At 33.4% G+C, this 14,951-nt stretch carries 13 protein-coding genes; 7 read left to right on the top strand and 6 right to left on the bottom strand.

Annotation, left to right across the window (positions count from 1 at the left end; genetic code table 11):
* Window positions 1-114 precede the first annotated feature (114 nt).
* Together VB796_RS20775 and VB796_RS20770 are read left to right on the top strand one after the other, a co-directional pair.
* Window positions 115-1,014, top strand: a complete 900-nt coding sequence (locus tag VB796_RS20775) for a LysR family transcriptional regulator (RefSeq protein ID WP_323348505.1) — start codon at window positions 115-117, stop codon at window positions 1,012-1,014.
* Window positions 1,002-1,463, top strand: a complete 462-nt coding sequence (locus tag VB796_RS20770; RefSeq protein ID WP_323348504.1) for a GNAT family N-acetyltransferase — start codon at window positions 1,002-1,004, stop codon at window positions 1,461-1,463. The genes VB796_RS20775 and VB796_RS20770 overlap by 13 nt, the downstream gene beginning before the upstream one ends.
* A gap of 280 nt (window positions 1,464-1,743) precedes the next feature.
* Here the strand turns inward: VB796_RS20770 and VB796_RS20765 are convergent, their stop codons facing one another.
* The 3 genes from VB796_RS20765 to VB796_RS20755 form a co-directional block, all read right to left on the bottom strand.
* Window positions 1,744-1,995 (bottom strand): right-handed parallel beta-helix repeat-containing protein, encoded by a 252-nt coding sequence (locus VB796_RS20765; protein ID WP_323348503.1) that lies wholly within the window; start codon window positions 1,993-1,995, stop codon window positions 1,744-1,746.
* A gap of 4 nt (window positions 1,996-1,999) precedes the next feature.
* Window positions 2,000-2,350: a hypothetical protein gene (locus VB796_RS20760; RefSeq protein ID WP_323348502.1), complete on the bottom strand. Its 351-nt coding sequence runs from the start codon at window positions 2,348-2,350 to the stop codon at window positions 2,000-2,002.
* A gap of 117 nt (window positions 2,351-2,467) precedes the next feature.
* Complete coding sequence (locus VB796_RS20755) at window positions 2,468-2,806, bottom strand: LytTR family DNA-binding domain-containing protein (protein ID WP_323348501.1); 339 nt, start codon at window positions 2,804-2,806, stop codon at window positions 2,468-2,470.
* 916 nt (window positions 2,807-3,722) lie between these two features.
* On the opposite strand from VB796_RS20755, the gene VB796_RS20750 reads away from it, so the two are divergent.
* The 3 genes from VB796_RS20750 to VB796_RS20740 all read left to right on the top strand — a co-directional run bounded on the left by VB796_RS20750 (window position 3,723) and on the right by VB796_RS20740 (window position 7,921).
* Window positions 3,723-4,439 (top strand): class I SAM-dependent methyltransferase, encoded by a 717-nt coding sequence (locus tag VB796_RS20750; protein WP_323348500.1) that lies wholly within the window; start codon window positions 3,723-3,725, stop codon window positions 4,437-4,439.
* A gap of 65 nt (window positions 4,440-4,504) precedes the next feature.
* Window positions 4,505-6,262: a glycosyltransferase family 39 protein gene (locus tag VB796_RS20745; RefSeq protein WP_323348499.1), complete on the top strand. Its 1,758-nt coding sequence runs from the start codon at window positions 4,505-4,507 to the stop codon at window positions 6,260-6,262.
* A 129-nt stretch (window positions 6,263-6,391) separates the two neighbouring features.
* Entirely contained in the window at window positions 6,392-7,921 is a 1,530-nt protein-coding gene (locus VB796_RS20740) for a SulP family inorganic anion transporter (RefSeq protein WP_323348498.1), read from the top strand.
* Window positions 7,922-8,400: 479 nt separating this feature from the next.
* Here VB796_RS20740 and VB796_RS20735 read toward each other — a convergent pair whose 3' ends face one another.
* Window positions 8,401-9,711: a phosphatase PAP2 family protein gene (locus tag VB796_RS20735; protein WP_323348497.1), complete on the bottom strand. Its 1,311-nt coding sequence runs from the start codon at window positions 9,709-9,711 to the stop codon at window positions 8,401-8,403.
* A gap of 467 nt (window positions 9,712-10,178) precedes the next feature.
* Between VB796_RS20735 and VB796_RS20730 the strand changes: the two genes are divergently transcribed.
* Window positions 10,179-10,970 carry a sensor histidine kinase gene (locus tag VB796_RS20730; protein WP_323348496.1) on the top strand — a complete coding sequence of 264 codons (792 nt, stop codon included), beginning with the start codon at window positions 10,179-10,181 and terminating at the stop codon, window positions 10,968-10,970.
* Window positions 10,963-11,646, top strand: coding sequence for a LytTR family DNA-binding domain-containing protein (locus tag VB796_RS20725; protein ID WP_323348495.1), 684 nt, complete (start codon window positions 10,963-10,965; stop codon window positions 11,644-11,646). Before VB796_RS20730 ends, VB796_RS20725 begins: the two co-directional genes overlap by 8 nt.
* An 850-nt stretch (window positions 11,647-12,496) precedes the next feature.
* On the opposite strand, the gene VB796_RS20720 is transcribed toward VB796_RS20725, so the two are convergent.
* Window positions 12,497-12,649: a hypothetical protein gene (locus VB796_RS20720; protein WP_323348494.1), complete on the bottom strand. Its 153-nt coding sequence runs from the start codon at window positions 12,647-12,649 to the stop codon at window positions 12,497-12,499.
* Window positions 12,650-12,692: 43 nt separating this feature from the next.
* The gene (locus VB796_RS20715; protein ID WP_323348493.1) at window positions 12,693-14,951 is read right to left on the bottom strand and encodes a xanthine dehydrogenase family protein molybdopterin-binding subunit; all 2,259 of its coding nucleotides are present in this window, start codon (window positions 14,949-14,951) and stop codon (window positions 12,693-12,695) included.

Raw genomic sequence — 14,951 nt, 5'->3', positions numbered from 1 at the left:
CAACAGTAGAAATTCGTTTAAAAACGAAAAGAATTCATCATATTTATTCAATATTTTCATACAAATCCCGAAGCTAAATTTTGTTTCTTTGCAATTATTTTATAAATCTTAAAAATGGAGATAAGACATTTAAAGCTCATTAAAGCAATCGTAGAGGAAGGTAGTATTACAAAAGCTATCGACAAATTACATTTAACTCAATCTGCTTTGAGCCATCAACTTAAGGAAGCAGAATATCAATTAGGGACACAAATATTTTTACGACAAAACAAAAAATTAATCCTAACCAAGGCTGGAGAAAAGTTATATGAGGCTGCAATCGAAATTTTAGAGAAGCTATCAGGAACAGAAAAAGAAATAAAACAAATGACTTTTGGGGAATTTGGTACAATCAGAATAAGTACCGAATGTTATTCAAGTTATCATTGGTTACCATCTGTTTTAAAGCAATTTCATTTGCTTTATCCTAATGTTGATTTACAAATTATAATGGAAGCAACGCATTATCCCTTACAAAAATTACAAGAAAACGTGATTGATATTGCCATTACCAGTGACCCAATTAAAGATAGTAACATAAAATATATTGACCTTTTTCAGGACGAAATGTTGATGATTGTTTCTACTAATCATGCTTGGGCTAACAAAAAATATGTGGTTGCAGAAGATTTTATAGAGGAACATTTATTGATACATTCATTGCCATTAGAAACAGTGACGATTCATCAATTTCTATTAGCTCCAGCCAAAGTATCCCCAAAGAAAATAACACCACTTCCGCTTACAGAAGCATCAATAGAAATGGTGAAAGCAGATATGGGAATTATGGCTATGGCAAAATGGGCTGTGCAACCTTACCTCAAAAACAATTCACTCAAAACAGTTAAAATTGGGAAAAACGGTTTAAAAAGAAAACACTTTATTGCTTTGATGAGTAACAAAACGTATCCCAACTATTTTAACCATTTCATAGAGTTTTTACAAACTGAAATCAATCAACAATGGAATATATAATTAGAGATTGTAATGAGAATGATTTGCCAGAATTGGTTGAATTATGTGGTAAACATTCGCAATATGAACAAGTAAATTATGATGCAAAAGGAAAAGAAAATTTGTTAAAAAAAGCATTGTTTTCCGACAGTCCAAAACTATTTTGTTTTGTCATTGAAAGCAACGACCAACTTCAAGGGTACTTTTCCTATACTTTCGATTATTCAACTTGGGACGCACAAATATTTCTATATTTAGACTGTTTGTATTTAGAACCTGAACTTCGGGGTCATAAAATTGGAGAGATAGTTTTTGATAAATTAAAGGAAATAGCACGCCAAAACGACTGCGTAAACATTCAATGGCAAACACCTATTTTTAATGAGAGGGCAATCAATTTTTATAATCGAATTGGTGGGACTGGAAAAGAAAAAATGAGATATTTCATTGATATAGAAAAAACCTTCTAAAATCTATAATTTGTTCAAAAAAGGATTTTATACTAATTAAATCGACTTCTCGAAATAAAGGCTCTAAGTTGTTGGTTATCAAATATACCAAAATAGCTTGGCTTTAACTCCAAATCGTTATGTAGGGCTAAAACCAAGCTATTTTGAATAATATTACTTTGAAAAGTGTTGTTCAAAATCCAATATTCAATCGGGGGGGGTGTAAGACAAACTCTGGGTCATAATTCAAATTGCCAACTCCTGTATATCCACCTTGAATTATACTATTTTTTACGATAGACTAGATATCATTAAATGGCGTTGAATTGCCCCAAATGATTGAATTTATAATGATTGGCTGACTGTTTGAGTTGAAAACGCCTCCGTTATAACCTCCATTGCCCGACAAAGTACAGTTAGTGATAGTAGGATTTGAAGTATTATTATAAAATGCTCCGATACCTCTATTACCAGACAATAACGTATTCCTAACATTGGCATCACTTCCATCTTGCAAATACAAAGCTGAACCAAACCCTGCTTGATTTCCCATAACTTTACATAACATTATGGTAGGTTTGCTGGCATCTCCTGCGTAAATACCACTTAGCAATAGCAGACCAAGTAGTTCCATTAAATTTCTTCGAATCACTCGTAAATACACCATTATAACCCGAGAATACATAAATATTACTTCCCAAAGCTACATTGGCAGTACCCACCAAATTTGTGGGATAAGCGGTGGATGACGACCAAGTGCCACAGAGTGACTGACTAAACAATTGTTGCGACCAAATACTACATAACAGTAAGAGTACAACCCTCATTTTCATGGAATTAATAATCACGTTCCCTATTTTATTTTGACTTATCAGCAAAGCAATAAAAAGGTAAAAAAGTTTTTTCATTATGGTAGGAAATTAATTGGGTTAAATAGGTAGTTGGCTAAAAAGAGGAGAGAAATCAAAATTGATATTCTCCTCAAATTTTACTTTCCTACCACGAAAGTTTTTGATGTGTAAGTGTTAAATGAGGTTTTTGAAAATACTTTTTTTTCTCTTTGAAATAATGGCTTCTCTACCATTATTCATCAGCACCTTATACTCTTCTTGATTCAAATTTTTTACATGGTTTGGATTAATCATATAGGAGCGATGTATTCGTAAAAATCCGTGTGTTTCTAAAAATGGCTCAAAAAATTTTATGCTATGAGCAACTAATTTTTGCTTGCCATTTGCCAAGTGAAAAATGGTATAATTGATATTACCTTCCAAAAGAACTACGGCATCTACAAAGACCTTTTTTGAAGTTTTATGGTTTAGAGTTAATAGCGAATTATTGCCTTTTTGAATGTACGTTTTCATGATTTCAAGAATGTATTTTTAGTACGGCACTTTGTAATGTTTCAGAAAACAATCAAGAGAAATCAAGAGTAAAATATAATTACCCAGTTTCTCATTGATTGTAAAACCTTCCACTAAAAAGATTCCCAAAATTGTAGATAATTCTCAGGTAGGTGTTATCACAAAATGGACATTCTGTTACTCATTTTTGACAAAAAAAAAGAGGGCTATTGCCCTCTTTCTAATAAATTTTAAAAACTTTTACTCATTTTAAACTTTTTCTAACTCAAAATGAACATTTTATCCCTAATTCCACCTCTGAAGTTATTTTTTTTCATTTTTCTCAAAATACTTTCGAGCAGTACGACAGGCTTTTAAATTTAACCATTCTAACAATTTTTGAGACAGTTTCCACTCCTTTTTTGCATTTCAGAAGCACATTTTAAGTGATTATTTCTAAAAAATCATAAGCCATTTGGTACTTAACCAATTTTAATAAAAGGAGATTTTCAGAGAGCATGGTTGTACGGGATAATCATTATTTTTACTGAGAAAATCTAATTGATATTCTAAATATTGCCGTAGTTGTGTATATCACACACCCAAATGGTCAAGATGTGTGTGATACCAGACATAAATAATATTAATTTATTTATTCCAAATAAGTAATAGTCCACAAAACAATAAATCGTAAAAAGCAAAATCTTTCAATATTTACTTAAATTTAGTTGGCAAACCAAATTTAGGTAGATATTGAAAGATTTTGCTTTTTATAATACGCAACTTATTGTTAAATTAGTAACTAAAGACGAAGCGAACAACCTACCAACCATTTTATATACTCCTTCTTGAGTCATGACCCTACTTTTGTAGGCTAATAATGTCATTTTATACGATATGTGTACCTGATTATATTTTCATATTTAAACTCAAAATTATGTTAAAGCAAAACGTAGAAGTATTTAATCAAAATGTTCAAGAAAATGGTGGGTTCTTATACACCACAAATTCTCAATTCTCTTCCTATGTAGCCAACAAAAGAATATCAGAGGAGATTTTCAAGTTTATTAAACCACAGTACAAAACACTAATAGATATTGGGTGTGGAGATGGTTCATACACAAATGAAATTAAACAAAATTTTCCCCATTTAGAAGTCAGAGGGTTTGACCCTGCTTCAAAAGCCATTGAAAAGGCTGGAATAATTTACCCAGATGTTATTTTTGAGACGGTTAACCTTTTGGATGAAAATTTGCAAATTCCTGCTAAAAAATATGATGTTGGTGTAATCAGAGGGGTGCTACATCACCTCAGTGACCAACAAAAAGCAATTGAAAATGCCTTTAAATTAACAGATAACATCATTATCATGGAACCTAATGGTAACAATCCGATTTTGAAGTTAATTGAAAAAACATCAAAGTATCATATTGAGCATGAAGAGCAGTCTTTTTTTGAATGGAATTTAAAAAAGTGGATTAATAATGCAGGAGGTAAAGTTGTCAAATGGTCTTACGTTGGTTACGTTCCGTTTTTTTTCCCTACTCCAGCAGCAAAACTTATCTATTCACTACAACCAGTTTTAGAAAAAATCCCTGTTTTAAAACACATATTTTCTGCTCAATTTATTATCTCTTGCAGTAAGAAAAACTAATATCTTTAATGTTCAATTTCAAAACACGGAATCATATTCCGTGTTTTTTTAAACGCTCAATTTATATGAATCTTACTCGTCTGAGTTACATTTTTCTATTTTTTACGATACTCTTGGGCTTGGGAATCAGAGTTTATAACCTTGATAAGCATGGGATATTCTTAGATGAAAAAGCAACGATTCTGATAAGTCAAGGAATGGCTTTAGAAGGGAATTCTCAGAAGAATTGTTTTTACACCGTTGGAAAAAGCACTTTTACACCAAAAGAGTTTTGGGCAGAAAAAAACCTCGATGATTTTTATGATAGCATCAGAAGAAGTGATATTGGCAATAGTCCCTTTTACTATCTTGTGTTGCATAATTGGATTAAAGCCTTTGGAATTAGTGATTATTCAATTCGATTTTTATCAGTATTTTTTAGTTGTTTGACTATCATTCTGCTATTCTTTTTCATAAAAGAACACTTAAATAACTTAAAACTGGCTTTGTTAGCTTGTATTTTAATGGCAATAGAACCTTTTTTCATTGCTATTAGTCAACAAACACGGAATTATTCGATGAGTTTTTTCCTAACATTGCTGGCAACTCATATCTTCTTAAAAATTATAAAAAATGAAGAAACCGAGATTAAATCGTTGAAGCTGTATTGGTTTTATGGCATCTTATCTGCCTTATGTCTGTTGTCTCATTTCCTAACTGCAACCGTTTTTATGGTTCATGGACTTTACGTTTTATTGTTTGTTAGAAAATCAAGACCATGGTATTTATTACCTTCTTTTTTAATGATTGGAGGCATCGCTTTTGGCTATTGGATAACCTACGGAGGTGGTGATTACACCTTTCAAACCCTTAACTATCAAGCAAAAATATATTATACTCAAGCTCATCTCAACCCAAATCCACACGCTGGATATATTGACCCTGCAACCGTCAAAAATGTAACTAAAAAGGCTATTCCAATATTTACGGATTTATTTATTTCCATGAATAACTTAACGGCAAATATGGTAGGCAAAAAGAATATTTTACTTGCTCTTGCGATTACAGTTTTCTCTATTTTCTCGCTTTGGAAATTTAAAAAGACACAAGAAAAATGGTGGTTATTCTCCATAATCGGTGTAAATATGGTAGGCTTCTTTGTATATTCAACTGCAAAATGGCAACATTTGGAAATAGTAAATGGTGGTATGTTATTCTACTTATTTATCGAATATTGGAGAAATACGAAGGAAGGTATTGCGAAAAAACAACTTTGGTTATTCCTGTTTTTAACTTTAGTCCCGACTATATTTTTAATTATTATGACTTTTAAAAACGGGCATACTTTTGGTCTAACTCAACGTTACTCAGGTTTTTCATTTCCGTATTCTATCATCCTTGTCAGTATAGCATTATTGAGTGCGAATCAGACTATAAAACCGCTCAATTATTTTATTTGGGTTGTATTTGGAGTACAATTACTTTTTGTAGGAAAAACAATTAAAAACGTATTAAATGATGAATCGCTGAAGTATAATTATCGAGACAAAGCACGTGTTGAGAATCCATATCCAAAAATTGCTCTTGAGTTGACAAAACAATACCAAACAGGCGATACAATCGTTTATCCTTCCTATCTAAAAACATTTTATGAAGGAGACTCATACGTTAATAGCATCAAAAGGTCAGTATTAGATGCACAATATGTAAATTTGTACTTACCAAAAGATGCAGAATTTATCCAAACTATTGACAATAAGGAAGTTAATAAAGTCATACTTAGAAAAAAGGATGGAAAAAGGATAGAAATCTTTGATTTAAAGGGAGATACCTTTCGGTACTAAGTCGGTAAAATCCTTTAAATTCAATTCATTTTAAAAAGATTGGGAAATTCGTCTGATGTGTAAAGCTATATTTTCTGTTGAGAGTATAGCTTTACACATCAGACGAATTATTATTTTCCAATAAAAAATATGACACAAATTTTCAAATTATTCGATTTTAAGCAAAAAGTAAATTACAGAATCGAAATTTTAGCAGGTTTAACTGTGGCAATGACTATGATTCCAGAATCATTATCATTTGCTATTTTAGCCAAATTCCCACCTTTGATGGGTCTGTACGGTGCTTTTATTATGGGAATTATAACGGCTATTTTTGGCGGAAGACCAGGTTTAATTTCAGGAGGAGCTGGAGCAACGGCGGTTGTTTTAATTGCCCTGATGAATGCTCATGGACTGGACTATGTTTTTGCTGCCATTATTATCGCAGGAATATTTCAAATATTAGTCGGTGCTTTCAGATTAGGAAAATTTATCAGACTCGTTCCGCAACCTGTTATGTTTGGCTTTGTGAACGGTTTGGCAGTTATTATTTTCATGGCTCAGGTAGAGCAATTTAAAACCGTCGTTGATGGAAACTCGGTTTGGTTATCGGGTAATTCGTTGTACACAATGGCTGGTTTAGTAGCCATGACGATTGGCATTATCATTGTTGCTCCACGAATAACCAACGCCGTTCCTGCTTCATTGATAGCTATTATTGTAGTTGGTCTTTTAGTTTTTGGGCTAAATATTGACACCAAAACGGTCATAGATATTGCCTCCGTTAGTGGTGGTTTACCTCCTTTTCATCTTCCAAATGTCCCACTGACGTTAGAAACTCTCAATATTATTCTGCCTTACGGACTTATCATGGCAGGTGTTGGACTTACCGAAGGATTACTGACACTAAACGTTGTTGACGAAATTACACAAACTACTGGTGATGGCAATAGAGAATCGTTAGCACAAGGAGTTGCCAATATCTTTAATGGTTTTTTCTTTGGAATGGGAGGTTGTCCAATGATTGCCCAAACCTTAGTTAATTTGTCGGCAGGAGCAAGGGCAAGATTGTCTGGGATTGTAGCCTCTCTAACGATTTTGGCAATAATTTTATTTGCTTCTCCAATTATCGAAGCCCTACCAATGGCGGCATTGACGGGTGTAATGATGATGGTTGCCTTTGGTACTTTTGAATGGATGAGTTTTAAAGTCATTAACAAAATGCCGAAAACGGATATTTTTGTAGGGGTTTTGGTAGCAATAATTACGATTTGGCTTCATAATTTGGCTTTGGCGGTATTAATTGGCGTTATCGTTTCTGCTTTAGTTTTCGCTTGGGAAAGTGCCAAAAGAATCAGAGCCAGAAAATACATTGATGGAAATGGAGTAAAGCATTATGAAATTTATGGCCCGCTTTTCTTTGGTTCAACCACTACTTTTTCAGAGAAATTTGATATACTAAACGACCCAGAAAAGGTAATTATTGACTTTAAAGAAAGTAGAATTGTTGATATGAGTGCCATTGATGCAGTCAATAAAATTACAGAACGGTATGCTAAAGTGAATAAAACAATTCATTTAAAACATCTGAGTGCTGATTGTCGTCAACTTTTACAAAATGCTGATAAAATCATTGAAGTAAACATCATTGAAGACCCTGATTATCTTGTTATGGTGTAGGTTTTTTGATTGTGGCTTTAAAAAGTGTCATCTAATAACGAAACTGTTAATTATTGATTATCACTATTGATTGATGATTAGGAAAGTCTATTGATACTTGAAATAGAATTAGGTCTGGATTAAAAAACTACGGAACTATCTACAATTTGTCGCAGAATAAAATTAGCCCACAGATTGTACTGATTCAACGGATTTACACGGATAAATTTAAAGAAAAATCAGTGTAAATCTGTTTTATCTGTTCTATCCGTGGTCTAATTTTGTCTTGCGACAAATAGTAGATAATTCCGTAAATTAATTTTACACGATTATTTAACATGCCACTGATTCAGTACAAATATAGTAATCAACCCAAAACACTTCAATGAATGTTATTGAAGTGTTTTGGGTTGATTATAAAATATTGAGTAATCGTGTAAAATTAGGCAATGTTTAATTTTAAATAAAAATCTGATTAACAGATAGTTCTGATAATTTTTTCAATCTGCTCCATCCATTTTTAATTTTTTCACAATTTCAGAAGCTACCTTTTTCCCAAGTTCAAGTCCCACTTCATTATCAGTTCTAAAATGAATACCGCCATGAAATCGGGATTCTGCCACATCTTTTGCTTTATTTTGGAAATATACCTCATCTTCTGGGAAAAAATATGAATATATCTCGGCCGTAGTGCTACTCACCGCTGCATGACCAGATGGATAGCCTGGAAAAGGCGGACTTGCAAATAACACAGGTTTAAAAGTTGTATCATATTGCTCTGGACGAATACCCCAATAAGTGTATTTGGCATCAAAACACGAGACAAACCCGTCGTAATAACCAATCGCAGATGCTGCATAAATTCGGGCGGCTTTTGGAGCATTTAAGTGTAAGTTTTTCTCAAATATTTTCTTGGTAATTACATCACTCCAAAATGGTTGGCTATCATAAAAAAACGCATTCGACATAGATTTATGCGTGGGTTTAAAGTTTTTCAATTCAGCCATATCTTTGGCAAAATCTGGTGGTGGCAATGGTCTGAATTGACTACCACTTAATAAAACAATGGTTTTACTTTTACCTGCGTTGGCAAATGCCGCATATTTCCCATTCCAAAGCCCTTCCCCTTCTGGATATTTTCCATCCCAAGCAGTATTTACCAAGAAATCTTTGGTATATTCTATTTCGTGCTGGGCGATTCTTTTTCCTAATTCAAAGCCAGCCCTTGTGTCACTCGGAAAAGCTACACCAGTGGCAATTCGAGATTCCATTGCAAGTTTGGCCATACGGTTTACAGAATCCGCCATTTTAGGAAAATAATGAGCTATTATTGTGGATGCAACACCTGCTGCAACTGAATACTCACAAGGGTATGATGGACTATCAGGCTTTATTCCAAACGTTTGTATTCGCTTATCGGTTGCAAATGGACGAGTACGATTGTACGCATATTTACTATCCCAAGCGGCAAGAGTGGCATCATATATACTCACTGAGACAAGCATATTAGCCAAAATTCCATTTTTTTGTGCATCGGATTGCCATAATTTACTAATCAAATCTTGCCATCGAAAACTCGGAGAACCTGTATTCCAGAATTCAATATTTTTCTTATCGGCCAAGTTTAATTGCTGTTGAATAGCGAGTATCTCAGCAATTTCGTTCTTGTTTGTTGAAGGTGCTGGCAAGCGAAAGTCTTTTCCAGAAGAAATAAACCACGTTTTCCAATTTCCTGCTTTGGGTTCAACTTGTGCTTGGAGCGTAGTAGCCAATAAAATAAGGGCTAATAAAGAGGTCAGTTTTGGGGTCATATTTTTGTTTTTTCTTCAAATTTAGAAGCCTAAAAAAACAAAAAATGGTATTCAGCATATACAACAGTTTTGAGTAAACCAACAACATATTATCATCAATGAATTTCTGAATTATTAACCCGAAATTATTGTATTTACATGATTTTCAAATTGTTATTATTTTTTTGCAAATAAATAATGCCTTTATTTGCACCCAAGAAGTTTCAATATTAAAAATCAGAAAGAGGGTGTTAAAAGAACGAATTAAGTTTTATTTATGGGTAGGACTAAGCTTGTTGTCATTAGAAATTTTTGTTGAGTTGGTGTCCAATACGGATGTATTTTTCACTAAAATGACAAACAGTTTTTGGTTGATGACTTATGTTATGATAGTCAATTTTTTCATTTTTGAGTATTCTATTCCATTTATCAAATTTAGTTGGAAGAGACTGTTGACAATACCCTTTATTTTTGTGTTTTATATTTTCATGTTTTCAGTTGGATTTTATTGGTGGAGAAATCTTGGGGTGGGCTTACACATTTATTTTGCGTTTACTGAATATAAATCTACCAGAGAAGCCTTATCAAGTTTTTTCCCGAGAGGACTTTTTTCAGCCATTGTAATCGGTATTATTAAGTATTCTTATGATTTTAGGATTTTAAAAGAAACGGCTCAAAAGCTACGAATCGAGAAACAGGAAGCAGAATTGAACTATCTTAAATCCCAAACTAATCCACATTTTTTGTTCAATACTCTCAATAATATATATTCATTGGCAAGAGATAATAATCCCTTAGCATCTGAGTCTATCTTACGTTTATCAAAAATTTTAAGATTCATGTTGTATGAAACCAACGTCGATTATATTGCCATCGAGCAAGAATTGAAAATTATGGAAGACTATATTTCGCTTGAAAAACTGCGGTATGATGAATCATTAATTGTCAATTTCAATCACACCATCGAAGATATGAAACAAGCAATTCCACCACTTTTATTAATACCATTTGTAGAAAATGCCTTTAAACATGGAGCCTCTGAAACCCGAAATCATCCTTTTGTGGATATTCATTTGTCTGCCCAAAATCATACATTATTATTTATCGTAAAAAATTCAGCAGAAAATCCTCAAAATCAAGAAGTTGTCAAAGAAAATATTGGGCTTTCCAACCTCAGAAGGCAATTAGAATTGCTTTATAAGGACTATGAAGTGAGCGTTTTTCAGGGAGAATCTGACTTTACGGCAACATTAAGGATAAATCTAAAAAGTCATGTCTAATATCAAATGTATCATTATCGAAGATGAACCGTTAGCCGTAAAAGTGTTAGTGGATTATATTGCTCAAATACCATTTTTAGACCTAAAAGGTTCGTTCAAAGATGCTTTTCTCGCTTCTGAATATTTACATAAGCATGATGTTGGACTAATTTTTTTGGACATCCATTTGCCCAAACTTAAGGGTATGGCTTTTCTAAAAACACTGATTAATCCTCCGAGCGTAATCATCACAACTGCCTATCATCAATATGCCATTGAAGGATTTGACTTGAATGTGACAGATTATTTACTGAAACCTTTTGAGTTTGAACGGTTTTTTATGGCAGTCAATAAAGTAAAATCCGCTTCAATTGAATCGAAAAATTCGGAAATAAAAGATTATATTTTTGTAAATGTTCAAAAGAAGAAAGTGAAAATTTTATTTTCAGAAATCATATTCATTGAAAGTCAAAAAGAATATATCAGAATTGTGACGACTAAACATGAATATCTTTCAAAAATGGGAACGGGTGAAATAGAAGCACTTTTACCCGAAAATCTTTTCAAAAGAATTCATCGTTCCTTTATTATTTCCTTAGAAAAAGTTGAATCATTTAATGCTGAAATGGTTGAAGTAAACGGCATAACGATTCCAATCGGGCGAGGTTATAAGGAAGCCATAGAAGGTTTTTTTTGATAAATGAGACGAGTACTTACTACGTTTTCACAAAAAATGTTTAATCGCCATTATAGTTATTTAATTTTTTAATGGGTTATAGCAAGTTTTATTTTTTAAGCAAAGTTGGTTTTGCAAAAACTGAAGGTAAACAACAAATTTCAAATATTGATTAATAATGTTAGTCGTGACTATGTTTCACACCGACATTTACACATTCGTTATTTCTTATAAATAAAGGCTTTTTAGTAATCCTTGATAATTCATTTGATAACTTTTCGGAACTATCTACAATTTGTCGCAGAATAAAATTAGACCACAGATTGTACTGATTCAACGGATTTATACGGATAAATTTAAAGAAAAATCAGTGTAAATCTGTTTTATCTGTTCTATCCGTGGTCTAATTTTGTCTTGCGACAAATAGTAGATAATTCCGTAACTTTATTCGTAACATCAGTCAAAAAGATGTGTCCTATTTCATTCAATTCACAGAAACCTCACCAATGCTTATTCATTCCCAACTCCTTTAACCTTATTTCAAAACCCCAAATTTCTTATTCAGGCGTTCTATAAAAATGAGAGGTTTTATAAAATCTAACTTGAACAAAATCTAAAACTTAAAATAGTACATAAATCGTGTTTCATAATTTTATATTTCTGTTGCTAAAATCAAATTGTATTTTAATTGATTTGTGTTGAGTATTATGGAATATTGCCAGAAAAGATATTGAAGTATTTCTTCTTTTATAGGTAAAGTAGGAATTTACCCCTCACGAGCAAAAAGACATATTTGAATAGTGATGGTTAATGAACGTATATTTTCTCTTTCAGAATAAGACTCATTCCAACATTAACTAATGAATGGTCGTCAATGATTATGACTTTCGTTTTCATAAGGAATTTCAATGATAAAACTTGTCCCGTTTGGTGGTGAGTTGATGATAATTTTCAAATTAGACAAATCGGCTCTTTTATAAATATTTTGAATACAGATTCCATTAGTTGCTAAATTTTTATCCATGCCAATCCGGCACTTTTTGCTTAGTCTATATTTAACGTATAATTTACAAATTTTCAATAAATGGTTGTTGGTATAAACGTTTGCCAGTAGCCTTATAAAGGGCATTTGCCAAAGCCGCATGAACAGGTGGGTAAGCAGGTTCGCCCATACCTGTTGGCTTTTCGGTATTTTCCACAAAATGAATTTCAATCAATTTTGGAGCTTCATTGTGCCGAATCATACGATAATTATGGAAATTATTTGACTCAGGCATACCTTTGGTAAAGTTCATTTTGCCGTACATCGCTGCTCCAATGGCATCAACAATGCCACCTTCTGACATATTTTTAGCGGCATCAGGGTTTATCACAATGCCACAATCAATGGCACAAAAAACTTTATTAATAATTGGAGAGCCATCTTTCATTTCTACATCTAACACATGAGCCGCATACGAATCGTGACAGAAATAGGCTGAAAAACCTAATTTTTTTGAGAACTTTGTACTTTTCCAATTTGATTTTTCTCTTACCAATTCCAATACTTTTATGAATCTACTCGCATCATAATCGTTATTTTTACCAACGAGATTTTCTTTGGCTTTTTTCAATAAATCAATTCTGAAAGCGATTGGGTCTTTGCCTGCGGTTTCAGCTATTTCATCCAAAAATGATTGCTCGGCAGCCGCCATAAAATTGGAATGTGGAGCTCGGTAAGAACCCACCGTAATATTAGTATCAATGGTAAAATCTTCTGCTAAATAATTATCGACCGCCCCCGCAGGAAAACGATTGGGAGTTAAAGGAGTCTGTGGCATTCCACCCACTTTTACATGGAAACCAATCAAATTATTATTGGCATCAAGAGCAGCTCGATATTTTGCCGAATAAGACGGTCGGTAAATTCCTGCCGTCATATCGTCTTCACGGGTATAAATTAGTTTAATAGGGGCTTTTACTTTTTGAGAAATCAAAGCTGCTTCTATCAACCAATGTGCATACGAACGACGACCAAAACCACCACCCAAACGAGTCAATTTAATATCTATTTTCTCCAAAGGAATTCCCAAACGATTTGAAAGTGCTTGCTCGGTAAATTCTGGTTTTTGGAGAGGACCAGAAAGCGATACTTTTTCGTCGGTAAAATGAGCAAAGAAGTTCATCGGCTCCATGCAGTTATGAGCCAAAAATGGGGCATTATAAGTGCGTTCAATTACTTTTGACGCATTTTTGAAGGCATTTTCTATGTCTCCATCTTTTCTGCGAACATTAGCCGATTTCGCTAAACCTTCGGCTAATTTCGCTGAATGCTCAGTGGAGTTTTCCAAACCAGCAGGTATTTTTTCTTCTATTTTTCTACCCAACATATTACGTTTTTGAGTAAAAGCGGTTTGCTCTTCCCAAGAAACTTTTAAGGCTTTCTTGGCTTGCATTACTTCCCAAGTGGAAGAACCAACAATTGCTACAACCTCGTTGAATTGGGTGGTATCAAAAAACGTTTTCTCATAATCATCATTAAATATTTTGATTGGAAAAATGTCTTTTATTCCTTTCATTTTCTTAATGATAGCATTGTTTTGAATAGCTTTAAACTTCAACCCCATTGCTGGCGGATGAACAATCATGGCTATCAACATTCCATCAACTTTGGTATCAATGCCAAAGAGTGGTTTTCCCGAAACAATTTTATCTAAATCTACGTTTCGCTGACTTTTTCCAATGATTTTAAAATCTTTTATTTCTTTTAGTTTTACGTCTTTCGGAACTGGAATTTGTGCTGCCTCCGTTGCCATTTCGCCGTATTTGGCAGATTTTCCTGAGTTTTTATGATACAAAACGCCCAATTCTGTACTAACTTCTTCAATAGGCACATTCCATTTTTTGGCAGCGGCTTCTCTCAACATTTGGTGAGCGGTTGCTCCTGCGGTACGTAGGATTTGCCAACCTTGATGAATCGCCTGACTTCCACCGATAAACTGTCGAGTAAAATGTTTGGTATCTAAATCGGCTTGTTCGATGATAATTTTTGTAAAATCAACGTCCAATTCTTCCGCAACAATCATGGGCATCGAGGTTTTTACACCTTGTCCGCCTTCGGGGTTGGGCGACATGATTTTGATAACATTGTCGGCAGTAATTTTTACAAAACCATTTAATTCATTGAAGTCTGATATGTTGTTCGTGAAGACACTAACAACATCATCTGCGTTTTCTTCTGACTTCTCAAGCGGTTTAAAACTCGACAAGAATCCAATACCCAACATAAAGCCACCACCCGAAAGAGCAGAGGCTTTGAGAAATGAACGGCGACTTTGATTCTCCAT

The sequence above is a fragment of the Arcicella sp. LKC2W genome (assembly GCF_034931005.1).
In the GTDB taxonomy this organism is placed as follows: domain Bacteria; phylum Bacteroidota; class Bacteroidia; order Cytophagales; family Spirosomataceae; genus Arcicella.
Note: the sequence above shows the minus strand (reverse complement) of the source record. Positions and strands in the feature narration are given on the sequence as shown.

Bases quoted from the DNA above. Each gene is read 5' to 3' on its own strand.
- VB796_RS20740 (WP_323348498.1), top strand. From the start codon at position 6,392: ATGACACAAATTTTCAAATTATTCGATTTTAAGCAAAAAGTAAATTAC.
- VB796_RS20750 (WP_323348500.1), top strand. From the start codon at position 3,723: ATGTTAAAGCAAAACGTAGAAGTATTTAATCAAAATGTTCAAGAAAAT.
- VB796_RS20760 (WP_323348502.1), bottom strand. From the start codon at position 2,350: ATGAAAAAACTTTTTTACCTTTTTATTGCTTTGCTGATAAGTCAAAAT.
- VB796_RS20715 (WP_323348493.1), bottom strand. From the start codon at position 14,951: ATGGAGAATCAAAGTCGCCGTTCATTTCTCAAAGCCTCTGCTCTTTCG.
- VB796_RS20775 (WP_323348505.1), top strand. From the start codon at position 115: ATGGAGATAAGACATTTAAAGCTCATTAAAGCAATCGTAGAGGAAGGT.
- VB796_RS20735 (WP_323348497.1), bottom strand. From the start codon at position 9,711: ATGACCCCAAAACTGACCTCTTTATTAGCCCTTATTTTATTGGCTACT.
- VB796_RS20745 (WP_323348499.1), top strand. From the start codon at position 4,505: ATGAATCTTACTCGTCTGAGTTACATTTTTCTATTTTTTACGATACTC.
- VB796_RS20770 (WP_323348504.1), top strand. From the start codon at position 1,002: ATGGAATATATAATTAGAGATTGTAATGAGAATGATTTGCCAGAATTG.
- VB796_RS20720 (WP_323348494.1), bottom strand. From the start codon at position 12,649: ATGGATAAAAATTTAGCAACTAATGGAATCTGTATTCAAAATATTTAT.
- VB796_RS20755 (WP_323348501.1), bottom strand. From the start codon at position 2,806: ATGAAAACGTACATTCAAAAAGGCAATAATTCGCTATTAACTCTAAAC.
- VB796_RS20730 (WP_323348496.1), top strand. From the start codon at position 10,179: ATGTTTTCAGTTGGATTTTATTGGTGGAGAAATCTTGGGGTGGGCTTA.
- VB796_RS20725 (WP_323348495.1), top strand. From the start codon at position 10,963: ATGTCTAATATCAAATGTATCATTATCGAAGATGAACCGTTAGCCGTA.
- VB796_RS20765 (WP_323348503.1), bottom strand. From the start codon at position 1,995: ATGGGAAATCAAGCAGGGTTTGGTTCAGCTTTGTATTTGCAAGATGGA.